Source organism: Candidatus Aquiluna sp. UB-MaderosW2red (genome assembly GCF_900100865.1).
Lineage (GTDB): Bacteria > Actinomycetota > Actinomycetes > Actinomycetales > Microbacteriaceae > Aquiluna.
The window spans coordinates 1,100,284-1,124,689 of sequence record NZ_LT627734.1; the positions used below are offsets into that span (position 1 = coordinate 1,100,284).

Here is a 24,406-nt window from a genome sequence, read left to right on the forward strand (position 1 = left end):
GTTTGGTTGGCTAAATCATGAGCATCTTAGAACGCATTTTAGGCCCCAGAGACCTTGACTCACTGAGCGACTCTGAGCTTGCTATCTTGTGCAAAGAGTTGCGCGACTACCTGATCGAATCCGTGGCTAAGACCGGAGGGCATCTTGGCCCTAACCTTGGAGTCGTTGAGACAACAGTCGCAATCCATCGAGTTTTTAATTCACCAAAAGATGCCATCGTCTTCGATACTGGGCACCAGTCCTATGTCCATAAATTATTGACCGGTAGGCAGGATTTTTCAAGGCTAAGACAAAAGGGCGGTTTAGCCGGATACCCACAGCGTTCAGAGTCTGAGCACGACATCGTGGAATCTTCGCACGCTTCTTCATCATTGTCATGGGCAGACGGCATTTCTCGAGCTTTTACCGCAACTGGGCAGACTGACCGTCATGTTGTTGCGGTGATAGGCGACGGCGCTCTTACTGGTGGGATGGCCTGGGAAGCACTAAATAACATCACCGATGACAACGATCGCAATTTGGTGATCATCGTGAACGACAACGGGCGATCCTACGCCCCGACGATTGGTGGGCTTGCGAAGACCCTGAATGCCATTCGCATTGAGCCTTGGTACCGCAAGGGCTACCGAGTGTCCAAAAGATTCTTTGGGGCATTTGGACCACTGGGTAGATCTATTTTTACCGGGATTCACGCGGCCGGGCAGGCCGTAACACAAGACCTCAGCTCAAAGGGAATCTTCCCCAACCTCAACATTCAATACATTGGGCCAATTGACGGGCACAATCTAAAAGAGATGGAAGAAGCACTGTCTAAGGCTAAGAAATATGGTGCGCCCGTCATTGTGCACGCCATCACTCAAAAAGGTAAGGGTTACGACCCGGCACTTAGCGATGAGGCCGATCAGTTCCACGCTGTCGGGCAGATCGACATTATTAGTGGGCAACCGCTCAAGGCTTCGAACTCACTTTCTTGGACTAAGGTCTTCGCTCAGGAAATGGTTCGCTTAGCGGACCACAATGACAAGTTGGTAGCTATCACCGGTGCCATGCTGATACCGGTTGGTTTAAATGAGATGGCCAAAAAGTACCCGGCTAGGGTTTTCGATGTTGGTATAGCAGAGCAACATGCCGTTACCGCAGCAGCTGGCATGGCCTACGGTGGACTCCATCCAGTGGTGGCAATCTATTCAACTTTTCTAAACAGGGCCTTTGATCAACTCTTGATGGATGTTGCCCTTCACAAGGCCGGTGTGACTTTTGTATTGGATCGCGCTGGGATTACCGGGCCCGATGGCGCCTCACACCACGGAGTCTGGGACCTATCGATACTGCAAGTTGTGCCGGGCATAAGAATCTCGGCACCGCGAGACGAATCATCGCTGCGAGAACAGCTCGGTGAGGCGATTCAAATTAATGACGCACCAACTGTTGTGCGCTTTCCTAAGGGGTCAGTGACCAAAGACATAGCCGCTCTTAGACGCACCAGTGACGGTGTGGACGTTCTGCACGAGTCAGCAGCTAAAGATGTTTTGATTGTGGCGGTTGGTTCTTTTGTGCCGGCTGCTCTAAAAGTCGCTGAACTTTTGGCAAATCAGGGGATTGGCGCGAGCGTAGTGGATCCACGCTGGATTCTCCCGGTCTCCAAGGATTTGGTTGAGCTATCAAGAGACCACAGGCTCGTGGTGACCATGGAGGATGGCGTCAGGGTTGGCGGCTTTGGAACCAGATTGCGTCAGGAGCTTCGCGCTAATGAAGTGGACACCGGTTTGAATGAGGTCGGGGTTCCAGCTGAGTTTTTGGAACATGCCGAGCGAGAAGAAATCTTGGAGCGGCTTGGTCTTACACCACAAGCTATTGCGAGAGACATCGTGGCTCAGGTATTAGGCGCTAAAGTTCCACACGCTAAGCCGCTTCCGGATTCTCGGGCGTTTGATGAGCTTTCTCAAGACCTTCCGAAATAATCTTCGCAACGAGTTCAATTTGCCATTTCCTGGCGCCGAGATCTTTGAGCTGACTCTCGATGTTCTCTTGAGGTTCAAAGCACACTCTTCGCAAGTAGTCAGGGGTCAAAAGGTTTTCAATCGGAAGTTTCAGCTCGGTGGCCTGTTCCAACATCATTGGGCGGATGATTTCTAGCCGCGCATGAGCCTCTGGAAAGCGCTTCTCCCAGCTGCGGTGACTGGGAATACCATTCCCTTTTTCTCTGGCTAAAAGTTCAACTTCTAATTTTGGCGCCTTTTCAATTGCCTCCCACCAGGTGGCAAGAAGTGATCTGGAGGCGCGGCCCTGGAATTCCTTATTATTCGCCAGCTCGGATTTGCTTTTGGGAACGGCTGTCACCGCGGCCATCACTGAACGATCTGGAATCAGGCGACCGGGCGCAACGTCTCTTTCGATGGCAATAGCATTGCGAGCTTGCCAAATGCTCGCGGCCACCTTGAGCTTTGATAAGTCCTTGATCTTGGATAAACCAGGCAATCCACGCCAGGGCTCTTCTAGTGGGGCCTTTGGCTGGAAGCTCAGCAGGTTCTTAAAGTCTTGTATTGCCCATTCGAGTTTCCCCTGCTCGATGAGGCTGGCTTTGATTTTCTCCCAAAGCTCATGAAGCACGTCGACATCTAGGGCCGCGTAGTCCAACATCGCTGGGCTCAGGGGCCTCAGTGACCAATCGGAAGCACTGTGTTCCTTAGCAAGTTCAAGTTCTAATAGCTCTGCGCATAAGGAGCCGAGACCGACCTTTTCCATACCCGCGATGCGAGCCGCGAGCTCAGTATCAATCAAACTGCTCGGCCTAATCCCTAACTCCTGGAGACACGGCAAGTCTTGAGTGGCAGCGTGCAGCAACCAGGTCTTTTGCTGAATAGCCTTGGCAAGCAAAGTGTTCCAATCGGGCACGTGTTGATCTAGCTCGATTGGGTCAAGAAGATAAATGCTGCCTTGGTAGATTGAAATTTGAAGCAAATAAGCTCGATTGGAAAACTTGAACCCCGAAGCGCGTTCGGCGTCGAGTCCAATCGCATCATTGCTATTCTCCAGCTCGGCCAGAAATGCGTCGAAAATAATGTGGCTGTCAACTACAACAACGGGGGAGCGCGGTTTATCTAACTTCAACTAATTCTCGTTACTTTAGATTCGATCGGTGGCAAGCCCGAAATCAATGCCAATAGTTCTATCCAGCCCAGCAGGTGCGGTCGAAAATCAAGGTCACCAGGAGCCCAGGACGCACGAATTTCCAATTCGGCATGCTGCGGCTGGGAGATTAGGGTCCCATGGCCTGTTGAGAGGACCGTGGTGGTGGTGCCAGCTTCGTGGCTGAAACTGGCATTTTGCCCAGCTAGCGAATCCCTGAGCCACTCCCACGGCAGTTGTGAAAGATACTCGTCTCGAGCCATGTCAAGTTCTATCGGGCTCTTGGCATAGCCAATCATTCGAAAAGGCCCGTTCCAGCCCTCTGGCTCTGCAGGATCATGACAGAAAACCAATCTGGACACGCCATGATCGCTCGCAATTTGGTGGTCGATTTCGGCGGCAATCGCAAAGGCCTCCGGGGATATTCCCTGTGGTGAGGGGATTTGAGTCAGAGTTATTTCTGGTCTAGTCGTTACGGCTGCCAGCGGTGCGAGCACGCTTAAGAAACGTTCACTGAGATCGCTTAGGTCTAACTCCACTTTAGAAATTTACTCGCAGTCATCCTGATCAAGGCTTAGCCACGCCCAGTGCTCATTAGGATGGTCAGCTCAGCTACTCTTAGCTTCGCTGCAATTTCAAGGTTATTTTCTCTTGCGAATAAATTTGCGCCATCACCTTGCTCGCAACTAATGACTAGAACATCCAGGGCATTTGCTTCCAATAGTTCAAAAGTTCCTGCTGCTCCAAACTCGCATTGAATCCTTTGATACTCCATGCCCTTGAGAATCCTGAGACCTTGGTAGACCGAATTCGCTTCCAGGCCGGACCCCGAAAGCGGACTCAGGTTCAGAACTTTTCCGAGCCCAGCACCATAGGTCTCGGATGAAAGCTTGCGAGACAACACCGCAAGATCTTTTTTCTTTGGCCTAATGGTTCCCTCCGCGCGGGCGGTCTTGCCCGATGTGTAAATGATTTGTGATTGCCCGCGAAGGCACTTTAGAAGCTTGAGGTCAAGTTCCCCTCCGATACCGCGAGAATTCCCGAGAGCATTTACCGTGCTACCAAAGGAGTCGACAACCAAAGATCCCGTGATTTTGAAGCCTGAGATGAGAGCGGTCAAGTAGCTCAACTCGCTTTGCTCATAGGTCCCAAGCGAGTCAGTTATCAAGCTGAATTAACTCTCGCGTTTTTCGCTTGATTCGATAAAGCATCCCCCGCATACCCCTGACCCGAAGCGGTGAGATGAGTTTGTCTAGCCCCAGCTCTGATGGGAAATCATCGCTCAGGGCTAAAATATCGGCGGCGCTCTGCCCGTTAAGTGCAGAACTAAGAACTGATGCGAATCCCCTTGTGGTTGGTGATTCCCTAGGCGCCGAAAAGTGAAGGTTTACCTTGCTCGAGTCGCCATCCACGGCGATGAACACTGGTGACTGACACTCCTCAACTCTCTCCATGAGCTCCGGGTGTTGACCGAAACGATCGGCAAGCTCAGGAAGCGCCTCGCTAAATTCGAGCAGGAGCTGAAGTCGCTCTCGTTCTGGAGTTAGGTTGAAGTCTTCGGTGACTAGCCGAGCAGACTCAATCATCTAGCGACTCCTGGCTCCTCGCCCACAGCAATTGGGACACCGACAAGGTTTCCCCACTCGGTCCAGCTGCCATCGTAATTTTTTACATTTTTCACTCCCAGAAGGTACTTCAAAACGAACCAGGAGTGACTTGAGCGCTCACCAATTCTGCAGTAGGCGATGAAGTCTGAGTCTCGATCAAAGCCGGTGTTCTTGAAATAAATCTCTTCGAGCTCCGCTAGCGTCCTGAAAGTTTCATCCTCCTGGATAGCTTTTGACCAGGGAATGGATGCGGCTGTTGGGATGTGTCCGCCACGAGAAGCGCCCTCGTTGGGGTAATCCGGCATGTGCAGTCTTTCTCCGGTGTACTCCGGGAAGGAACGAACATCAATGAGCGGCGCACCGAGTTTCTCCAGTACTTCTTCCCTAAAAGCCCTGATAGTTGAATCATCACGCTCGACAATCGGGTATTGCCCGGATGAGGCAGCCGGAGCATCTTTGGTTAGCTCGCGTCCGGCCGAAATCCACTTTGCCCTGCCGCCATCGAGCATGCGAACGTCCTGGTGACCAAAGAGCTTGAAGACCCAAAAGGCATAGGTTGCCCACCAGTTGCTCTTGTCTCCGTAAAGCACGACAGTGTCGTCTCGGGAAATGCCTTTTTCGTTCATGAGCTTCGCAAAAGCTTCGCCATCTAGGTAGTCACGAGAAGCTGGGTGATTCAATTCGGTGTGCCAATCGAGCTTCACAGCGGTCGGGATGTGGCCAGTTTCATAGAGCAAAATGTCCTCATCACACTCCACAACCTTCACGCTGGCAAGGTTCTCAAATAGCCAGCTATCAGTGACAACAACCTCTGGGTGGGCGTACTGGGCGATTCGCTCGTTCTGGCTCATGGTGCTCCATTCGTTGAATTAGAATTGTCCGATTAGAAAAAGGGTGGCAAGTGTCTGAACCAAGTTCGCTTCGAGGCGATTCCCTCACCTCCATTCTCCCAGAAATTTCGACCATAGAGCTCATGCGCGGACTAATGCCTCCCAGAGAGTTTGAAACCTCAAGGTTTGATAACTACATTCCGGACCAAAATTTCCCGAGCCAGGCTACAGCCCTTGAACTCGCGATTCAGTTTGTGGCTCCTTCAAGACCTAAGCGCAAAGCACCAGAGACTAATCCGGGAATTTATCTAGACGGCGGCTTTGGAGTCGGCAAGACCCACCTCCTGGCTTCAATATGGCATGGCTTCAGCGGTAGGAGGGCCTTCGGTTCATTTTTGGATTACACCTCGCTGGTTGGGTATCTGGGGTTCCAGCAAGCACTAAGTCAACTGGGCGAGTACAAACTAATCTGCATCGACGAGTTCGAGCTAGATGATCCGGGCGACACGATGATCATGTCGCGATTGCTAAAAGAACTCAGTCAAAAAGGGGTTCGGTTTGCCGCAACCTCAAACACTCCGCCCAACGCCCTGGGCGAGGGGCGCTTTGCGGCTTCAGATTTCAAACGAGAGATTCAAGGCCTTGGGGAGCGCTTTCAAATGGTCTCAATTGATGGCGATGACTATCGCCATCGAGATTCGGATACTCATGTCGAATCAATGAGCGAAGCGGGCCTTCAGGGCTGGGTGTTGCAGCAAGATAATGGTTACTCAGACTCTTTTGAAGATTTGCTCAAGCATCTCGCGGCACTTCACCCGACAAAGTATCGGGCTTTGGTCTCTAGGGCCACCGGAGTAGGAATAACAGATTTTCATCAACTCGAGGACCAAGCTCAAGCACTGAGGTTTGTTGGCTTTATTGATCGACTTTACGAGGCAAAGGTGCCCTTGCGAACCTCGGGGAAGGTTCCGGTCACCATGGTCTTCTCGGAAACAATGAAGCTTGGTGGTTACCGGAAAAAATATCTAAGAGCAATTTCTCGAATTGGGGCGCTGAGCGAACTCTAAGACTTGTCTTGCTGAGCTTGTTTCTCAAGCCTGCGCTTGCGCATGTGATATCGGCCGCGGTATTGCGAAAGTGCCGCACCGAGAGTCATGGCAATTAAAGACCCAAGCACAACGCCCAGGGTGCCTTCCGAAATCAGCTCTTCGTTTCCCTTGAAAGCGAGTTTTGTCATCAAAAGCGAAACCGTGAAACCGACTCCAGCCAATAGGGAGATGGCCATGAAATCAAGAGGTTCCAAATCGAGCTTGGCTTCCTTTCTAGCTATCGCATTTCCCAGAACGCCAAAGGCCGTGATGCCCACCATCTTGCCAAGTGGCAAGGCAATCATTATGCCCAGGAATACCGAAGAGGTGTCGCCTTCGAATTTTGGAAGCAAGATGCCCACCGAGAAGAAGGCAAATAATGGAAGTACAACGGTGCTTGTCCACGGCTGAAGCTTCTTCGTCAGCGCATGGGTCTTCTTGCTCGGAATTATTAGACCAAGAATCACTCCGGCAACCGTGGCGTGAATACCGGATTGGAAAACCGTGTACCAGAGCAATATGAAGGTTACGGTTCTGAGCAGGTTAATAGGCAGTTTATTTTTGCGCTCTGCATAAATGTGCGCGGCTGCGATAGCCGCGGTGGCCAAGAGCCAAAACGGCTGAGCATCTTCAGTGAAAAATATTGCGATGATTGAGATCGCAACCAGGTCATCAAAGATTGCGAGAGCTAGCAGGAATATCCTTGCGGACCGTGGTAGCCCGCGACCAAATATGGCCAGGACCCCGAGTGCGAATGCGATGTCGGTCGCAGTGGGAATTGGCCAGCCATTTACGTAGTCCCCACTGGAATTAAAGACCAAGTAAACCGAGGCCGGCACAGCTATGCCGCCAATCCCAGCTAGAACTGGAACGAAAGCGGTGGATGCTTTGGAAAGCATGCCGGATGTGAGCTCGTATTTGAGTTCTAGACCTGCCACCAAAAAGAAAACGGCGAGAAATAAATCACTTACTAACATCTCCAGACTCAGGTTGAGGTTCAAAAAATCTATGCTCAAGTCAAAGTCTTTGGCAGCGAATAAGCCTGGCCCCAAGGGGCTGTTTGCAACTATTAAGCCAATTATGGCGGCCGCCATAAGGGCAATTGCGGCAGATCTTTCGCTTTTCATGGATTCTTATCTTTTTACATTCTGGAAACAAATCTAGGCAGTCAATCGAAACATCAATCAAGTTAACTGACGGCATCAACCCATCAAGGGTTGCTTCAACTCTATGAGAGGAATCCTCGATGGATCAAGGAAACACGGCATTCGTGCTCTTTTCAGCGGCATTTGTGCTGCTGATGACACCCGGACTCGCCTTTTTTTATGGCGGCCTGGTGAAGTCAAAAAGCGTTGTGAGCATGATGATGCTGAGTTTTGGCTCCCTGGCATTAGTGGCGGTGCTCTGGGTGCTTTACGGCTACGCAATTACCTTCGCAGACATCGACGATGCGGGCTGGATTGGCATTCCTCACCTCATCGGCATTGACACCAACGCGATTGGACTAGCGGCCCAAGTTGCTGACGCAGCAAATCCTTCTGGCGCTTTCCCAGAGATGGCCTTCGTGGCATTTCAAGCGACCTTCGCTATTTTGACTGTGGCTCTGATTTCCGGTGCGATCGCGGACAGGGCCAAGTTTGGCGCTTGGATGCTTTTCGCTGGTTTTTGGGCAACCCTGGTTTACTTTCCAGTTGCGGGCTGGGTTTTCAACTTCATTGACTCCGGCGAGGGAGGCTGGATAGTCGATAAGCTCGGCGCAATCGACTTTGCAGGTGGAACAGCCGTACACATTAATGCCGGGGCTGCAGGTCTTGCTCTGGCGATAGTCCTGGGCAAGCGTTTCGGGTTCTCAAAGGGAATCATGCAGCCCCACAACGTCCCACTGACCCTTATTGGTGCGTCGCTATTGTGGTTCGGCTGGTTCGGTTTCAACGCCGGGAGTCAGCTAGCAGCAGATGGGGTTGCTGCTCTTGCATTCATCAACACCATCGCAGCACCGGCAGCCGCGATGCTCGGTTGGATCGCAGTTGAGACAATGCGACACGGAAAAGGCACAAGCATTGGAGCCGCTTCGGGGGTGGTTGCGGGCTTAGTTGCCATCACACCTGCCTGCGCATCGATTGATCCAATCTGGGCAATTGTCCTAGGTCTAGTGACCGGCGCCGTGTGTGCCCTGGCAATCGATCTCAAATTTCGACTCGGTTTTGATGACTCGCTCGACGTAGTCGGCATACACCTGGTTGGAGGCATGATCGGAACCCTGTCAATTGGAGTCTTTGGAAATGGAGTCGGTTTCCTATTTGGATTCGGATTCGAACAGCTTTGGTTCCAGTTGGTTGGTTCGGTTGCCGTTCTGATTTACAGCTTCGTAATGGCTCTAGCGATTGGCTTTGCTATCGAAAAGACTATTGGCTTCAGAGTCAAGCACGAGGATGAGTTGGCGGGCATCGATACCGCGGTTCACGGCGAGCTGGCATACAGCTTTGGCAGCGATAAGGCCTAAATACCAAAAACAGACCACCCACTGGAAGAATCCTTCCGGAGGGTGGTCTTTTTTTGAACACCGGGTTGGAAATAAACGCTTTTCTCCAAGTGTTTCGCTCTTTGACACAATGTTTGTATTTGTATGCCATAATTCTCTAGTTCTCTTATAAAGAGCATGCGGATGTGGCGCAGTGGTAGCGCACAACCTTGCCAAGGTTGGGGTCGCGAGTTCGAATCTCGTCATCCGCTCTGAGGACAAAAAGTGGTGGAGTGGCCGAGAGGCGAGGCAGCGGCCTGCAAAGCCGCGTACACGGGTTCGAATCCCGTCTCTACCTCTAGTACCACAGATTGGGCGATTGGCGCAGTGGTAGCGCGCTTCCCTGACACGGAAGAGGTCGCTGGTTCGAACCCAGTATCGCCCACCGATTTATCCGCCCAAAGCGAGGCGTGATTCACCTGAGTCAGCTTTCGTACCTGGCCAACCCCAGTTAGTTCATCCGTGAGTTAGCTCAAACTGCCAGCAGGAAATGTCTGAGTAATTTAAGCTTTTCTAATTATTCATTCAGCCTGCAGCCCCAATTTCTCTTGAGCTTTCTGGGTTGCGAATACAACCCGGCTGCACGGGGAACGTTTTGTGAACCAGTGACCCCGTGGTTAGGATTCACACAATGACATCACCACAAGACCCTCTGGTTCACATCGATCATTTCAAGATGAGATTCTCAGGGGTGACCGTCATTGAAGACCTCTCCTTCGACGTGCAGCGGGGCGAGACCTTCGGGTTTCTTGGTTCAAACGGTTCGGGCAAAACGACAACTCTTCGGGCCCTTCTTGGAATATTAACAGCCGACAGCGGAACCCTGCACATTGATGGTCGGCCTTTCACTCCCAAGGACGGTAGTCGTTTGGGATACCTTCCTGAGGAGCGGGGCCTGTACAAAAAGGAATCGGTTTTGACTGTCATGACCTATTTTGGAGAATTGAAAGGTCTAAGCAGAAAAGCCGCCGCCAACTGGTCGATGAATTACCTAGAACGCGTGGGCCTAGCAGACAAGGGTAAAGCGCGAGTCGATAAGCTTTCCGGCGGCCAGCAGCAGAAGGTGCAGCTTGGGGTCACCATAATGAACGACCCAGAATTACTAATTTTGGACGAGCCAACCAAAGGATTTGACCCGGTGAATCGCCGTCTTTTAATGGACATCATTGACGAACGGAAACTGGCCGGTTCGACAGTTTTGATGGTTACCCACCAGATGGAAGAAGTCGAGCGCCTGTGCGACAGAATTATCCTTCTGAAAGATGGTCGGGCAAAAGCCTACGGAACCGTTCCCGAGGTTCAAAGCCAATATGGCGAGACAATGATCAGAATCCACTATTCGGGTGACATACCAACTTCGCCGCATTACAAAATTACGACCATGGACCGCAATTACGCAGAGCTCACCCTCACCGGTGCAACTGGCGAAGGAGAGATACTTCGAGAACTAGTGAACGCTGGGGTTCTTGTTCGCAGTTTTACCCCCAGCAAGCTTTCTCTGGATGAAATCTTCGTCAAAATCTACGGAGCTCAAAACGATTCGGAAGATGCCTGAGATGAGTCAGCACAACCTGCGCAAGGTCATTGGTTTTGAAGTTCGTCGAGCACTGAGTAAGAAACGCTTTTGGTTCATTACGCTTTTGCTGCCAATTGCCATCGGCATAGTTTTGGCATTGGTGATACTGGGCAATAGTGTGGCATCCAACAACTTCGGTAATCAATCCGACGCTGAGTTGCCCTATACCTATACCGACGCTTCTGGATTTATTGATCCTGCCATCGCAGCGGCATTTGACGGGGTAGTCACTCAGGACGATGCCAAAGCAATCGCAGCGGTGAGAGCAGGACAGCAAGCCGCTCATTTTATTTACCCGGCAGATCCGACAACAACACCCATTGAGGTGTATGGATTGGATAGGGGGCTCTTCGAGAACGCGCAATACGGTGAGATCGCTACCCAGGTTCTGATTCAGAGCGTTCGTAATCAGATTGGGAACCCGACGCTTACAAGTCTGGCGCAGGGAAACTTGCCCGTGTCATCGACCACTTATAGCGAAGGGGAAGAGACGACAGGTCTCTTTGGCGTCCTACCGCCGCTGATATTCTTGGTCATGTTCTTTTTGATCTTCACTTTGCTCGCAAATCAAATGCTCACTAGCACGCTAGAGGAGAAGGAAAACCGGGTCACTGAGATGATTCTCACGACACTGAATCCCAACGCGTTGATCAGCGGAAAAATAATTTCACTTTTCATTGTCGCTTTTGTTCAAGCGCTGGTCTTCCTGTTGCCCGTTTTGGTTGGATTCCTGCTCTTTGGGTCCGCAATCAATCTCCCAAACATCGACCTGTCAAATTTTGTCTTCGACCCTGCTCAGATGGTCGTGGGCGCGCTTTTGGCTATCGGTGGCTTCGCGTTATTTACCGGTACCACGGTGGCCATCGGAGCGGTGATGCCCACCGCCAAGGATGCTGGAAATATCTTTGGTGCTCTTATCGCGCTGATGGTAGTGCCGCTGTACACAGTCAATTTGGTTATTTCAGACCCACAAAACCCAGTCGTGCAAATCTTCACGTACTTTCCCTACTCCGCGCCAATCACCTCCATAATCCGCAATGCGTTTGGATCTCTGGCTGGCTGGCAGGCAGCCATCATTATCACCGGACTCTTCCTGCTGAGTGCAATCGTTTTACAGATAGCCGCACGCTTATTCAGGACCGGTTCCATCCAATACAACAGCAGGGTCTCCCTGAAGACCGTTTTCTCAAGTCCTAAGGTCATTAGGGCGGCTCGACGCTAGCTCGACGCTAGTGTGTATCTGGGCCCGGTCAGCACCTCAGGCCAGCAAGCTCGGCCGAATTAAGGTATACCCATTCCTATTTGTGCAAGAGCTTCTAGCGGAATTATTCAATACTTTGGGAAAAGCGGACACTTCCGTCAACTAAAGATTGAACCATGCAAATGCCGAAAGATTATTGCTGCCTTTTAACTAGGTAAAAATTCTTTGGGAGGCTGGGGATTCATTGCTGCGGGGCTATTGAGAATTCGTAGACTCAATTCCGAGGATTTCTTCTTGCGATTCTCTGAAGCAGGCCCTGTTTAGTCACAATCCTGATCTGACCCATAGGGAGTTGACGTCAGAAGCCACTGCCTAGATCGGTTTTTTATACGATGTAAAACATCTCTAAATGCCTGGGGGTCTGACAACGCACCGGACCGGAAATTCATAGTATTTGCTCTAAGCAACCAGCCCAAGGGTTTTAGCGCTTGCGGCAAGCGTCTTTTTGGCCAACGCGGCATCATCATTTAACTTCACACCGTAGCTCGGGATCATCTTTTTGATTTCCTGATTCCAGTCGTCAAATTCCGACGGGTAGAACTTTTCCAAAACCTCAAGCATTACGCTCACCGCGACTGACGCCCCAGGGGAAGCCCCCAGTAGCCCTGCAATAGTTCCATCCTCACTGGCTATCAGTTCCGTGCCAAACTGCAGCGAGCCGCCGCCCACTCCGGGCTTTATTACCTGAGCCCTTTGACCAGCTTCGTAGAGGAACCAATCTTGGTCCTTTGCCTCTGGAACAAATTCTCTGAGGCTCTCAAGTTTTTGCTTTCGAGACTTCAAGATTTCCTTCACGAGGTAGGTGACCAGTGGGAAATTCTTCAATGCAACGCTCAAATAGGGAACAATGTTGGCAATCCTGATCGATAGCGGCAAATCCAAAATAGAGCCCCGTTTGAGAAATTTGGGATTTATCCCTGCGAACGGGCCAAACAAAAGCGAAGCCTTACCATCCACTACTCGTGTGTCAAGGTGCGGAACCGACATTGGGGGAGCGCCAACTGCTGCCTGTGAATAGACCTTGGCCTGATGTTTTGCAACCAGTTCTGGATTATTTGTCCTGAGAAAGTGACCGGAAACCGGAAAGGTTCCATAACCCTTGATTTGCGGAATTTTAGAGGACTGCAACAGTTTGAGCGCGTAACCACCGGCCCCTACAAAAACTTTTTTAGCCCTCACCATCCGGGTCCAATCCGAACCCCCCAGGGTGAGCTGCCAGTCGCCATCGACGAACTGGTAGAGACCTTTTACTTCAGTCTTGACCTCAACACGCACCTCGTTTTTTTCCAACCACGAAATTAGTTGCTGCGTTATGGCTCCAAAGTCAACATCGGTACCCTGGTCAATCTTCGTAATAGCGAACACCTCGTTTGAACGGCCATCGGCCATCAAGGGAACCCATTTAGCCAAATCCTTGGCGCTCTGACTGAATTCCATGCCTTGAAACAGAGGCTGGTCCTTGAGGGCGAGGTGTCTGCGCCTGAGGTAATCGGCATCCTTTTCACCCTTTACAAAGGTCAGGTGTGGCACGGAGCGAATAAAAGTGTCCGGCTTGCCCAGAATTTTCTCTTGAACCAGGGAAGCCCAGAATTGTCTGGAGACCTGAAATTGTTCGTTAATTGCGATGGCTTTTGAAGGATCGGGCAGTGAGCCATCGGCGCTATCGGGCATGTAGTTCAGTTCGCACAGCGCCGCATGGCCGGTGCCCGCGTTGTTCCAAGGGTTAGAGCTTTCCAGAGCGACATCTTCGAGGCGTTCAAAAATAATCACTGAAGTTTTGGGGCTTAGTTTTCTAATCAAGGTAGCCAAAGTGGCGCTCATGATTCCGCCACCAATTAGCGCAACATCGTAGTTTTCTAGCTCAGACACTTGATAAGGGTAACAAGGTTTAGAGAACTGTCACTCCAAGAAGTGCACCGATTCCATAGGCGATGGACATCGTCAGAATGCTTACCGTAACGTTTCTCATCACAGATGCCCGTTTCGATGCCTGGCCAACCTTGGCAGCCCAAAAACCAGTTATTGCTAGGGCCACAAATACCGACAAAACCGTGGCGAGAATCCTGAATTCCCCCCACGGGCCGGTGATGGCAATCAGAGGGATAAGACCGCTCAGAAAAAAAGCAATCAGTGAGGCAATTGCGGCAGACCAGGGAGCGGCCGTTACTTCACTTCGAGGGCGACCATGACCAATTTCAGTGTCGCGCTGCGCGCTTACGGATACGTATTCGCCTCCACCCATGGAAATAGCACCCGCTACTAGAGCTGCGACTCCCGCTACCAAAATAGCCAGGTTGTCGGCTCCTGCGCCAGCGACTCCCATTACGACACCGGCCACCGAGACCACGCCGTCGTTAGCACCCAGCACTGCCGCTCTCAACCAGTTGAGCTTTAGCTCAAGGGTTTGTTCTGATGTTTTGGTCATAATTCAAGAAAATTAGAGCAGATACTTTGCTATTGCTAGCAAGGCATGCCTAACCGAATTACTAGACTTATGAGGGTTAGGAGCCCAATTGCAAATCTTTCTAGAAGGCCAGCTAATTATCGTGGCCGAAGCTGCAACCGGTTTTGATCTATTTGAAGATCGCCAAATTATTGCTATGCGAGTCAATGATGAACTCAGGGATTTGGCTCACGTACTGATTGAATCGGATTCGATTTCAGGGGTTCTCATCACTAGCCAGGATGGTCTGGCAATTCTTCGTCATTCAGCCGCCCACGTCATGGCCCAGGCTGTTCAAGAACTCTTTCCAGATTCCAAATTGGGAATCGGGCCGCCCATCAAAGATGGCTTCTACTTTGACTTCGATGTGGCCGAGTCATTCAAGCCTGAGGATCTAAAGAAGATTCAAAAGCGCATGAAGGAACTCGTAGGCAAGTCTCAGCGATTCGTGCGCCGAGAAGTCTCCGATCAAGAAGCTCGCGAGCTAATGAAGAGTGAGCCTTATAAACTCGAACTTATTGGCCTAAAGTCCACCGATGTTGGCGAGGCCGCGGCCGAGGTTGGGGCCGGAGGTCTTTCAGTTTACGAAAATCTCAACCCGGACGGCACTGTTGCGTGGCTGGACTTGTGTCGCGGGCCACATCTTTCAAACACCAGGCAAATTGGCAAAGGATTTTCCATATTGCGCTCGGCGGCAGCTTACTGGCGGGGAAATGAAAATAACAAGCAACTTCAGCGCATCTACGGCACAGCCTGGGCCACGCAGGAGGATCATGATGAATATCTTTCAAGGATCGAAGAGGCTCAAAAGCGCGACCATAGGAAGCTAGGCGTTGAACTAGACCTATTTTCTTTTCCCGAAGAGATTGGTTCGGGCCTTGCGGTGTTCCACCCCAAGGGTGGAGTCATTCGCAAGGTAATGGAGGATTACAGCCGGAAGCGCCACGAAGAGGCTGGCTACGAGTTTGTTTACACGCCACACATCACAAAGTCCAACCTGTTTGAAATATCAGGTCATCTGCAGTGGTATGCCGATGGCATGTTCCCACCAATGAAGCTTGACGCAGAATTCGACGAAGAGGGAAAGCTAAAAAAGCAGGGGCAGGACTACTACCTAAAGCCAATGAACTGCCCGTTCCACATTCTGATCTTTCGCTCACGGTCTCGGAGTTATCGCGAGCTTCCCCTGAGGATGTTTGAATTTGGGGCCGTTTATCGATACGAGAAATCAGGCGTGCTGCACGGCCTAACAAGGGTTCGAGGCATGTCTCAGGATGATGCTCACTTATTCGTCACCCCCGATCAATTAGAACAAGAACTCACCAGCGTTTTGAAGTTCGTGCTTGAGCTGCTTGGTGACTATGGGTTGAATGACTTTTACTTAGAGCTTTCGACCAGGGACCCTGAGAACCCAAAGTTTGTTGGTAGCGATGAGGTTTGGGATTCGGCCACGAACACCTTGGCAAAAGTTGCGAAAGATTCTGGACTCGAGTTGGTCTCCGACCCCGGAGGAGCTGCTTTCTATGGCCCTAAAATCTCAATCCAAGCCAAAGACGCCATTGGTCGAACTTGGCAAATGAGTACGATTCAACTGGACTTTAATCTTCCCGAGCGATTCGATCTTGATTACATCGGATCCGATGGCGAGAAGCATCGCCCGATCATGATTCATCGAGCATTGTTTGGCTCAATCGAAAGATTCTTTGGTGTGCTAACTGAGCACTACGCGGGGCACTTCCCACCATGGCTTGCGCCGGTTCAAGTGGTTGGTGTTCCGATTGCCGATGAATTCGGGGACTATCTTCAGGGCTTTGCCGATGAACTTAAGTCTTTAGGAGTTCGAGTTGAAGTTGATCACTCTGATAACCGGATGCAAAAAAAGATCCGAGACCACACCCTTTCAAGGGTTCCTTTTATCCTGATTGCCGGAGCAAGGGATGTTGAAGCCGGAACCGTCAGCTTCCGCTACCGCGATGGTCGACAGGAAAATGACATTTCAATTGAAGATGCTAAAACACTGATTCTTGAGGCCATTGAGCAAAAGACGCAGGTCTAGGTGAGCGAATTTCTAGAGTCCATGTCGGGCATGCAGGACAATTTTTCCAGACTTTGGACCCCGCATCGAATGGTGTATTTGCAAAACGGTCAGCAACCCAAAGATGAAGATTGTCCTTTTTGCTTGGCGCCTCAAAAAGCTCCTGAAGATGGCCTGGTGGTCCGCAAGGGGAAAACCAGCTACGTGCTTCTAAACATGTTTCCATACAATGCCGGCCACCTGCTGGTATGCCCTTATCGGCACGTTGACACTTTTGACAAGGCCACTCAGGAAGAAGTAGCTGAAATTGGGCTACTTACGCAGCAGGGGATGCGCACACTACAAGAAGTTTCAGGGGTTCACGGCTTCAACATAGGCATGAATCAAGGCGAGGTGGCGGGAGCTGGCATAGCGTCACACCTGCACCAACACATAGTGCCGCGCTGGCGAAACGATTCCAACTTTTTTCCAATCATTGCTCAGACCAAAGCGATGCCAAAATTACTTGGTGAAGTTAGGGAAACAATTGAGCAAAATTGGGTTACACACCTTTAGGCTATAAATCCAACATTTAGGACGATCAAGATGTCACAGCAAGAGAATGCAACTCCTTTAGTCAAGCGCGGTCTAGCAGAGATGCTAAAGGGCGGTGTAATTATGGACGTGGTGAACGCAGCACAGGCCAGAATTGCAGAGGATGCCGGCGCTGTAGCGGTAATGGCTCTCGAGAGAGTCCCCGCGGACATTCGATCCCAAGGCGGGGTAGCTCGCATGAGCGATCCGGACTTGATCGAGCAGATCATGGCAGAAGTCTCTATCCCAGTAATGGCTAAGACTCGAATCGGCCACTTTGTTGAAGCGCAGATACTGCAGTCCTTAGAGGTTGATTACATCGACGAATCCGAAGTGCTTTCTCCTGCCGACTATGTCAACCACATTGATAAGTGGGATTTCAACATTCCATTCGTTTGCGGCGCTAGCAACCTCGGGGAGGCCCTTCGCAGAATCACCGAAGGCGCAGCGATGATTCGCTCTAAGGGTGAGGCTGGCACGGGAGATGTTTCGGAAGCCACAAAGCACATCCGCACCATCTTCGGCGAGATCCGCTCTTTGGCGTCCAAGTCACCCGAGGAGCTTTACGTGGCTGCAAAGGAATTGCAGGCCCCGTATTCACTAGTCAAAGAAGTTGCTCAGACTGGAAAACTTCCGGTTGTGATGTTTGTGGCAGGAGGCATTGCAACTCCTGCGGATGCAGCGATGATGATGCAACTTGGTGCAGATGGCGTCTTTGTTGGCTCGGGTGTTTTTAAGTCGGGGGACCCGATTGCTCGCGCAATAGCTATCGTGAAGGCAACTACATTTTTTGATGACCCCAAAGTCGTAGCAGATGCTTCTCGCGGATTGGGAGAGGCGATGGTTGGAATCAACGTAAGCGATCTTCCGGCACCGCACCGTCTATCGGAGCGCGGCTGGTAATTGCTGATCGGAGTCCTGGGCCTTCAGGGAGATTATCGAGAGCATGAAGCGATGCTCGAATCTTTGAGTGTCAAGGCTAAAAAGGTAAGGACCGCAGCGGAGCTTCTAAATATCGATGGGCTGATAATCCCCGGTGGAGAGTCAACCGCGATGTCTAACTTGGCTAAGTCCTTCGGCTTGATTGAGCCGCTCAGGGATTTCGTGAAAGCCAAACCGACACTTGGCACTTGTGCTGGTCTCATAATGCTGTCAGAAGAAGTCGAGGGTGCGATACCGGGCCAAGAGTTTTTGGGTGGCCTGCCGATTAGGACAAGCAGAAATGCCTACGGCGGTCAGAGTTACTCATTCGAAGCGCAAATCGAAATAGCTGGTCAAAAAGCAGATGTCGCCTTTATTCGAGCTCCCAAAATTCTTGATACCAAAAAAACCGAGGTGATTGCGACACTAAATGGCGAGCCAGTGGCCGTAAAGTATCGCAATATATTTGGGGCGAGCTTTCACCCTGAGATTACAAAAAATCCAATACTCCACAGCTTGTTCATAGATGCTGTAAAAAAGCATAAAGAGCGGTAATTTAGTAAAACTATGTCAGGACACTCAAAGTGGGCAACCACCAAACACAAAAAAGCGGCGATTGATGCCAAGCGTGCCAAGCTATTTGCAAAGCTAATCAAGAATATTGAAGTGGCCGCACGCATGGGTGGTTCGGATCTGGAGGGGAATCCAACCCTCTACGACGCAGTTTATAAGGCCCGTAAAGCATCCCTGCCGCTTGATAACATCGAACGCGCGGTAAAGCGTGGATCCGGAGAACTCGGGGATGGCGTTCACTATCTGAACATTCTCTACGAAGGCTACGGCCCAAATGGAATCGCACTATTGATCGAGTGCCTGACCGACAATAAAAATCGCGCGGCCGCTGAGGTCAGGCTCGCCATGAATCGAAATCACGGTTCAATGGCAGACCCCGGTTCGGTGAGCTATCAATTCGCTCGCAAGGGCGTCATTCTGGTTGCCGGCACAAGCTCCGAGGACGCGATCTTGGAAGCAACCCTCGAGCACGAGCTTGAAGACATTGAATCAAATGGCGAATCTTTCATCTTGACTTGCGATCCAAGCTCGATGGTCCAAGCCCGAGAGTCACTTCAAAAAGCTGGTTTGGAATATGAATCAGCCGATGTTGAGTTCATTTCGGCAATAAGAATCCAATCAGATGCCGATACTGCCGAAAAAGTAATCAAACTCATAGAAGCCCTGGAAGAGCTCGATGATGTTCAGAATGTCTATTCCAACATGGATGTATCGCCAGCCGCCCTGGCTGAGCTGGAAGCCAGGGGATAGTGCCTCTGATTCTTGGAGTTGATCCGGGGCTGACGCGCTGTGGCTTCGGACTCCTAAGGACTGAGGATCAAACTGCGATTGGCTTTGGAATGTTTCAAACAAAGCCGGCCCAGGAGCCAAGAGATCGAGTCGGGCAAATTTCCCATGAACTTGAGCAATTAATAGACGAACACAAACCGAACCTCATTGCATTGGAAAGAGTTTTCGCTCAAGCGAACCTCAGAAGCGTTATGGGGGTGGCTCAAATCTCTGGCGCGCTGATGGCGATTGCTTACTCACGAGATATTCCACTTCAGTTCTTCACCCCGAGTGAAGTGAAAGCCGCTGTCACAGGAAACGGCAGGGCCACCAAAGAACAAGTCGGAATGATGGTTCAGCGAATACTCAAGCTCAAGGAGCTACCTCAACCGGCAGACGTTGCTGATGCCCTGGCGGTAGCCCTGACGGCATCCAAAAAGGGAATCGGCGTTGGAACTCCTGCACAAAGCGCCTGGGTCAAAGCCGCTAAAGCCGCAAACCGCAAGTTAGGGTAGCAACGTGATTTCATCTTTGAGCGGCAAGATCCTTGAATTAGGGACTGATAATGCCGTAATCAGCGTTGGAGGAATCGGGCTAAGAGTGGCACTTACCCCCCGCCACGCCCTTACCCTTCGGAACCAGCAAGAAGTTTTTCTGCACACGAAATTGATTGTTAGAGAAGATGACCTTTCACTTTTTGGCTTTGAATCTACAAATCAGCGCGAGCTGTTCGATCTACTTTGCTCGGTAAATGGAATAGGTCCGAAACTTGCGATGACCGTGCTGGCTGGCCTGTCTGAAAACAAGCTACGCAGTGCCGTTAATAATAATGACGAGGCAGTGTTTCGCTCTGTTAGTGGAATCGGGCCAAAGACTGCGAAGTTGATTCTTATTTCGCTTGCGGGCAAGGTTGGTCTCAGTTCTATTTCGCCAGTGAATGACAAGGTACTTCAGGCCTTGCTGCAGCTTGGAACAGATGATTCTAAGGCTCGCGCAGCCTTGGCACAGCTCCCCGAAGGTCTTGGCGAGTCCCAGCTTCTAAAACAAGCATTGGTCATTCTTGGGGCTGGAAAGCTGGTTGGCAGTGAGTGAACTATCCACCGAAGAGCGGGAGATTGAACAGGCCCTAAGGCCCGCTTCGCTAAGTGAATTTGTTGGTCAGCAGCGTGTGGTGGATCAGCTTTCTTTGATAATCACCGCCGCAAAAATGGGTAATAGAACCCCTGATCACGTGCTGCTTGCGGGTCCGCCCGGCCTGGGAAAAACAACTCTTGCGATGATCGTGGCTCACGAATCTGGCAGAGCACTAAAACTAACCAGTGGCCCCGCTATCCAGTCGAGTGGGGATTTAGCTTCAATTCTCTCCGCGCTGGAACCCGGCGATGTTTTATTCATAGACGAAATACACCGGATGTCGCGCAGCTCGGAGGAGATGCTTTATCTGGCGATGGAGGACTTCAGGGTCGATGTGATGGTTGGCAAAGGGCCCGGAGCTGCCTCTATCTCTTTGGAGATCGCGCCGTTCACTCTTGTCGGGGCCACAACCAGAAGCGGGATGTTACCAACACCACTTAGAGACCGCTTCGGATTTACCGCATTCTTGGAATATTACGAACCCAGTGACCTCGAAACTGTGGTTCTGAGAAGCGCAGCCCGGCTTGGAATCTCTATGCCAGAGGAGTCCGCAAGACTGATAGCGAGGCGCGCGCGAGGCACGCCCAGAATTGCCAACCGATTGCTTCGCAGAGTTAGGGACTATGTGGCCGTGCACTCCAAGGGACAGATTGATCAGAACTCTGTTTTCAAGGCGATGGAGCTGTTTGAGATTGATGATCAGGGCTTAGACCGAGTAGACAGGCAGATTCTCAGCTTATTAGCGACCAAGTTCGCTGCTAAGCCGGTTGGTCTTTCTACCCTTGCGGTTGCTATCGGCGAGGAGCCGGACACCATTGAGGCGGTAATCGAGCCCTATTTGATTAGGGTGGGGTATTTACAACGAACCCCAAGAGGTCGAGAGATAACAGCGCTCGGGATTTCCCATTTAGGGCTAGCCTGAAGCGAGAAATGCTAGAAACCCCTATAATTTCGGGGTACCAATTCGGTAAGGAATGCAAATGGATCTAATTTTAATTGGCGTGCTCGCGGTCATGGTTTTGTTATTGATTAATCAAAATCGCAAGCGCAAGAAAGATGCCAACGCCCTGGTGGAAGCCCTAGTAGTTGGCGCCAAGGTGATTCTGCATTCCGGCATTAAAGGTACCGTCACACTGATCGAAGACTCCGAGCTGGAAATTGAATCCACCCCCGGAGCAAAACTTAGAGTTGTTAAACAAGCAGTTCGCACAATCGAAAAAGAGATCGAACCAGAGATCGAAGAAGAAGAGACCGATCCAAAGGTTGAGGGGAACTAATTTTGGCCGAAAAAACAACCGTCGCGAGCGCCCGGAGAAAGCTTGGCTGGATCGGCGGCATTGCAGCATTTTTCATTGGCCTAATCATCTGGGGTGTCGTAAGCTTACAGCCGGGGGCTTCTTACGCTCCAGAGCTGGCCCTAGACCTGCAAGGTGGCACCTCGATCATCCTGACACCGACACTTGCGGATGGCGTAGCGGTCATTCCCGAGCAACTCGACCAGGCCGTGTCTATCATTCGAGCACGTATTGATGGGAGTGGTGTTGGCGAAGCCATAGTCAGCGTGCAGGGTGGACAGAATATCATTGTAGAAATCCCAGGAACCCCGGATGCTACAACCTTGCAGCTAATCAAGGCTTCCGCCCTCTTGGAATTCCGACCAGTCATTATCTTCGCACCGACCAGCACCCCGACTCCAGAAGCGTTGGCGGTTGATTTAGAAACCTTGAGTGACACCCCAACATCGGATCCAACTAACGCATCCGATGTTGCCTGGGTCACACCAAAACTAAGCGCTCAATACGACGTGCTTGACTGTTCGGTGCCATTTCGTTCACCAGGCCAGGTGGATGACCCAACCATTCCGCTAATTACTTGTGATGACCAATCGTTGTTTAAGTACATACTTGGGCCCGTGGAGGTAAAGGGATTAAATGTCAGTGGAGCCACTGCGGGAACGGTGGTTACTCAGACCGGAGCCCAGACCAGCGACTGGAAAGTTGATCTAGAGTTCGACTCTGTTGGCTCAGAGGCGTTCGGCCAAGTGACCTCCAGACTATTTACGCTTCCGAGCCCACAAAACCAGTTCGCAATCACGCTTGACGGCGTGGTAATCACCGCACCATCCACCAATGCAGTTATCACCAACGGCAAGGCTGAGATAACCGGAAACTTTACTCAAGATAGCGCCACAGTGCTCTCCGATCAGCTCAAGTACGGCGCTCTTCCGATTGGCTTTGAGGTGCAGTCCCAAGAAAACATCAGCGCCACTCTTGGAAAAGAGTCCCTCCAATCGGGTCTAATCGCCGGCTTGATAGGCCTGATTGTCGTGATTGTTTACATGGCTTTCCAGTATCGCGGCTTGGCCTCAGTGGTTGTGGGCTCGCTAATTATTGCTGCACTTCTGGTCTATCTTTTCATCGCCTTCTTATCCTGGCGTCAGGGTTACCGGCTTTCTTTGGCAGGTGTGGCAGGCCTAATTGTGGCAATCGGAATCACCGCCGACTCATTCATTGTGTATTTCGAAAGAATTAGAGATGAGCTGAGAGACGGACGTACCCTCGAAGCCGCCGTTGAAGCAGGCTGGAAGCGCGCCCTGAGAACGATTCTGGTAGCTGACGCCGTTAGCTTCACAGCAGCCGTGGTGCTCTTTCTTCTCACGAGTTCCTCTGTGCGTGGTTTCGCCTTCACTCTCGGACTCACCACGCTCATCGACCTTTTGGTTGTAGTTCTGTTTACCCACCCAATGGTTCAGCTACTGGCTCGCAGCAAGTTCTTTGCCTCCGGCCACAGGTTCTCCGGATTCGACCTATCTGCCCAAAGGGCCTCTTATAGGGGACGAGGAAAGTTCCAGCTATCCGAAAATCTCAGCGCCGGTAAAGCGGAGAAATCATCCAAGGAAGCACATACGCGTCAAACGATTGCCGAGCGCAAGGCTCTGGCGAATAGGGGAGCAGATGAGTAAATTTCGCACGCTAGGAAATCAGCTCTACACGGGTGAGCGATCCTTTGATTTTGTAGGTAAGCGTAAAATCTGGTACGCAATTGGAGCGGTGCTAGTTATCCTTGCCATTTTATTGCCGGTCGTCCGGGGCGGCTTCAACTTCGGAATTGAGTTCCGCGGCGGCAGCGAGTTCAGACTATCGAATTCCCAAGGCTTGCCTCAGTCTCTAGCAACCGACGCAATCCAAAGCGTTGTTCCTGGTGTGCAAGTGAGCACCACCGGAGTTGGAACCAACGATTTGAGAATCCAAACCGAACAGCTGGCGGACACCGAGTCGGAGGCCGCTCGGCTAGCACTTGCCGATGCTTACAGTGTCCCTGCAGCCGAAGTGGCGTCAAGCTTTATCGGGCCGAACTGGGGTGCCGATGTTACAAGACAGGCGCTCACCGGTTTGATCGTATTCTTGCTTTTGGTTTCGATATTGATGGCGCTGTATTTCCGATCCTGGAAAATGTCGGTGGCCGCACTGATCGCTTTGGCCCACGATCTAGTTCTCACCGCTGGCATCTACGCCGGTGTTGGCTTCGAAGTGACCCCAGCAGCCGTGATTGGGTTTCTAACTATCTTGAGCTACTCGCTCTATGACACCGTGGTTGTTTTCGATAAAGTGCGAGAAAACACGCTCGAGATTGAATTCTCCGAAACCAGAACTCTGAGTGAAATGGTAAATCTTGCAATCAACCAGACACTAGTGAGGTCAGTAAACACCTCCGTGGTTGCAGTGTTGCCGATTGCCTCGATTCTGTTCATCGGTTCGACTTTCCTTGGCGCGGGCACCCTCAGGGATATTGCTCTCGCACTATTCATCGGAACCATAGTTGGAACCTACTCTTCCGTGTTTTTAGCCGCTCCGATTTATGCGCACCTGCGCGAATCCGAGAGCAAAGTTAAGCTCGCCGCGATGAAAGTTGCAGCTAACCGCGAATAGACTTCTGCTTACCCAAAA

24 protein-coding genes and 3 tRNA genes are annotated in these 24,406 nt (G+C 51.2%); 19 read left to right on the forward strand and 8 right to left on the reverse strand.

All coding sequences use genetic code 11. The annotated features are described in order from the left end of the window. Positions 1–17 precede the first annotated feature (17 nt). Positions 18–1,961 carry a 1-deoxy-D-xylulose-5-phosphate synthase gene (dxs, locus tag BLP47_RS05625; protein WP_091851323.1) on the forward strand — a complete coding sequence of 648 codons (1,944 nt, stop codon included), beginning with the start codon at positions 18–20 and terminating at the stop codon, positions 1,959–1,961. Here the strand turns inward: dxs and BLP47_RS05630 are convergent. Genes BLP47_RS05630 through BLP47_RS05650 form a run of 5 tightly spaced genes read right to left on the reverse strand, consistent with a single transcriptional unit; the run spans position 1,903 to position 5,587 of the window. After that, a complete protein-coding gene (locus BLP47_RS05630; protein WP_091851326.1) occupies positions 1,903–3,111 on the reverse strand; it encodes an HRDC domain-containing protein in 1,209 nt (402 codons plus the stop codon). The two genes, dxs and BLP47_RS05630, sit on opposite strands and share 59 nt — an antisense overlap. Further along, positions 3,108–3,668, reverse strand: a complete 561-nt coding sequence (locus BLP47_RS05635) for a DUF3000 family protein (protein WP_157671534.1) — start codon at positions 3,666–3,668, stop codon at positions 3,108–3,110. The genes BLP47_RS05630 and BLP47_RS05635 overlap by 4 nt, the downstream gene beginning before the upstream one ends. A 35-nt stretch (positions 3,669–3,703) precedes the next feature. After that, positions 3,704–4,297: a hypothetical protein gene (locus BLP47_RS05640; RefSeq protein ID WP_091851331.1), complete on the reverse strand. Its 594-nt coding sequence runs from the start codon at positions 4,295–4,297 to the stop codon at positions 3,704–3,706. Further along, a complete protein-coding gene (locus BLP47_RS05645; protein WP_091851334.1) occupies positions 4,287–4,715 on the reverse strand; it encodes a SufE family protein in 429 nt (142 codons plus the stop codon). The genes BLP47_RS05640 and BLP47_RS05645 overlap by 11 nt, the downstream gene beginning before the upstream one ends. Continuing rightward, positions 4,712–5,587, reverse strand: a complete 876-nt coding sequence (locus tag BLP47_RS05650; protein WP_091851337.1) for a sulfurtransferase — start codon at positions 5,585–5,587, stop codon at positions 4,712–4,714. The genes BLP47_RS05645 and BLP47_RS05650 overlap by 4 nt, the downstream gene beginning before the upstream one ends. A gap of 50 nt (positions 5,588–5,637) precedes the next feature. Between BLP47_RS05650 and zapE the strand changes: the two genes are divergently transcribed. Further along, positions 5,638–6,633, forward strand: coding sequence for a cell division protein ZapE (gene zapE, locus BLP47_RS05655; RefSeq protein WP_249883291.1), 996 nt, complete (start codon positions 5,638–5,640; stop codon positions 6,631–6,633). Here zapE and nhaA read toward each other — a convergent pair. Further along, on the reverse strand, positions 6,630–7,781 hold the full coding sequence (gene nhaA / locus BLP47_RS05660) for a Na+/H+ antiporter NhaA (RefSeq protein WP_091851339.1): 1,152 nt from the start codon (positions 7,779–7,781) through the stop codon (positions 6,630–6,632). The two genes, zapE and nhaA, sit on opposite strands and share 4 nt — an antisense overlap. A 119-nt stretch (positions 7,782–7,900) precedes the next feature. Here nhaA and BLP47_RS05665 point away from each other — a divergent pair, with 119 nt between their 5' ends. The 6 genes from BLP47_RS05665 (at position 7,901) to BLP47_RS05690 (ending at position 11,973) form a co-directional block, all read left to right on the forward strand. Continuing rightward, entirely contained in the window at positions 7,901–9,157 is a 1,257-nt protein-coding gene (locus BLP47_RS05665) for an ammonium transporter (protein WP_091851342.1), read from the forward strand. A 158-nt stretch (positions 9,158–9,315) separates the two neighbouring features. Then, positions 9,316–9,387 (forward strand) — tRNA-Gly (locus BLP47_RS05670). 15 nt (positions 9,388–9,402) lie between these two features. After that, positions 9,403–9,473, forward strand: a tRNA-Cys gene (locus BLP47_RS05675). 15 nt (positions 9,474–9,488) lie between these two features. Further along, positions 9,489–9,560, forward strand: a tRNA-Val gene (locus tag BLP47_RS05680). Between the two features lie 246 nt (positions 9,561–9,806). Further along, the gene (locus BLP47_RS05685) at positions 9,807–10,730 is read left to right on the forward strand and encodes an ABC transporter ATP-binding protein (RefSeq protein ID WP_091851345.1); all 924 of its coding nucleotides are present in this window, start codon (positions 9,807–9,809) and stop codon (positions 10,728–10,730) included. Position 10,731: 1 nt separating this feature from the next. Then, a complete protein-coding gene (locus BLP47_RS05690; RefSeq protein WP_091852993.1) occupies positions 10,732–11,973 on the forward strand; it encodes an ABC transporter permease in 1,242 nt (413 codons plus the stop codon). Between the two features lie 438 nt (positions 11,974–12,411). Here BLP47_RS05690 and mqo read toward each other — a convergent pair whose 3' ends face one another. Beyond that, positions 12,412–13,881: a malate dehydrogenase (quinone) gene (gene mqo, locus BLP47_RS05695; protein ID WP_091851348.1), complete on the reverse strand. Its 1,470-nt coding sequence runs from the start codon at positions 13,879–13,881 to the stop codon at positions 12,412–12,414. Between the two features lie 19 nt (positions 13,882–13,900). Next, complete coding sequence (locus BLP47_RS05700) at positions 13,901–14,437, reverse strand: VIT1/CCC1 transporter family protein (protein WP_091851351.1); 537 nt, start codon at positions 14,435–14,437, stop codon at positions 13,901–13,903. 175 nt (positions 14,438–14,612) lie between these two features. Between BLP47_RS05700 and thrS the strand changes: the two genes are divergently transcribed. From thrS to secF, 11 genes are read left to right on the forward strand one after another with little or no spacing between them, the layout of a single operon-like run. Further along, positions 14,613–16,511, forward strand: a complete 1,899-nt coding sequence (thrS, locus tag BLP47_RS05705; protein WP_213083579.1) for a threonine--tRNA ligase — start codon at positions 14,613–14,615, stop codon at positions 16,509–16,511. Positions 16,512–16,532: 21 nt separating this feature from the next. Beyond that, positions 16,533–17,045, forward strand: a complete 513-nt coding sequence (locus tag BLP47_RS05710) for an HIT domain-containing protein (RefSeq protein WP_249883429.1) — start codon at positions 16,533–16,535, stop codon at positions 17,043–17,045. 30 nt (positions 17,046–17,075) lie between these two features. After that, a complete protein-coding gene (pdxS, locus tag BLP47_RS05715; protein WP_091851356.1) occupies positions 17,076–17,966 on the forward strand; it encodes a pyridoxal 5'-phosphate synthase lyase subunit PdxS in 891 nt (296 codons plus the stop codon). Next, a complete protein-coding gene (gene pdxT / locus BLP47_RS05720; RefSeq protein ID WP_197672368.1) occupies positions 17,967–18,539 on the forward strand; it encodes a pyridoxal 5'-phosphate synthase glutaminase subunit PdxT in 573 nt (190 codons plus the stop codon). Between the two features lie 12 nt (positions 18,540–18,551). Continuing rightward, complete coding sequence (locus tag BLP47_RS05725; protein ID WP_091851359.1) at positions 18,552–19,307, forward strand: YebC/PmpR family DNA-binding transcriptional regulator; 756 nt, start codon at positions 18,552–18,554, stop codon at positions 19,305–19,307. Beyond that, positions 19,307–19,840, forward strand: a complete 534-nt coding sequence (gene ruvC, locus BLP47_RS05730; RefSeq protein WP_249883293.1) for a crossover junction endodeoxyribonuclease RuvC — start codon at positions 19,307–19,309, stop codon at positions 19,838–19,840. The genes BLP47_RS05725 and ruvC overlap by 1 nt, the downstream gene beginning before the upstream one ends. Before the next feature lie 4 nt (positions 19,841–19,844). After that, positions 19,845–20,417 carry a Holliday junction branch migration protein RuvA gene (gene ruvA / locus BLP47_RS05735; RefSeq protein WP_091851361.1) on the forward strand — a complete coding sequence of 191 codons (573 nt, stop codon included), beginning with the start codon at positions 19,845–19,847 and terminating at the stop codon, positions 20,415–20,417. Beyond that, positions 20,392–21,381: a Holliday junction branch migration DNA helicase RuvB gene (gene ruvB / locus BLP47_RS05740; protein ID WP_371325800.1), complete on the forward strand. Its 990-nt coding sequence runs from the start codon at positions 20,392–20,394 to the stop codon at positions 21,379–21,381. Before ruvA ends, ruvB begins: the two co-directional genes overlap by 26 nt. 58 nt (positions 21,382–21,439) lie before the next feature. Next, a complete protein-coding gene (gene yajC / locus BLP47_RS05745; protein ID WP_157671536.1) occupies positions 21,440–21,736 on the forward strand; it encodes a preprotein translocase subunit YajC in 297 nt (98 codons plus the stop codon). A gap of 2 nt (positions 21,737–21,738) precedes the next feature. Continuing rightward, positions 21,739–23,421, forward strand: a complete 1,683-nt coding sequence (secD, locus tag BLP47_RS05750) for a protein translocase subunit SecD (RefSeq protein WP_091851370.1) — start codon at positions 21,739–21,741, stop codon at positions 23,419–23,421. Further along, complete coding sequence (gene secF, locus BLP47_RS05755) at positions 23,414–24,388, forward strand: protein translocase subunit SecF (RefSeq protein WP_091851373.1); 975 nt, start codon at positions 23,414–23,416, stop codon at positions 24,386–24,388. The genes secD and secF overlap by 8 nt, the downstream gene beginning before the upstream one ends. Positions 24,389–24,406 lie beyond the last annotated feature (18 nt).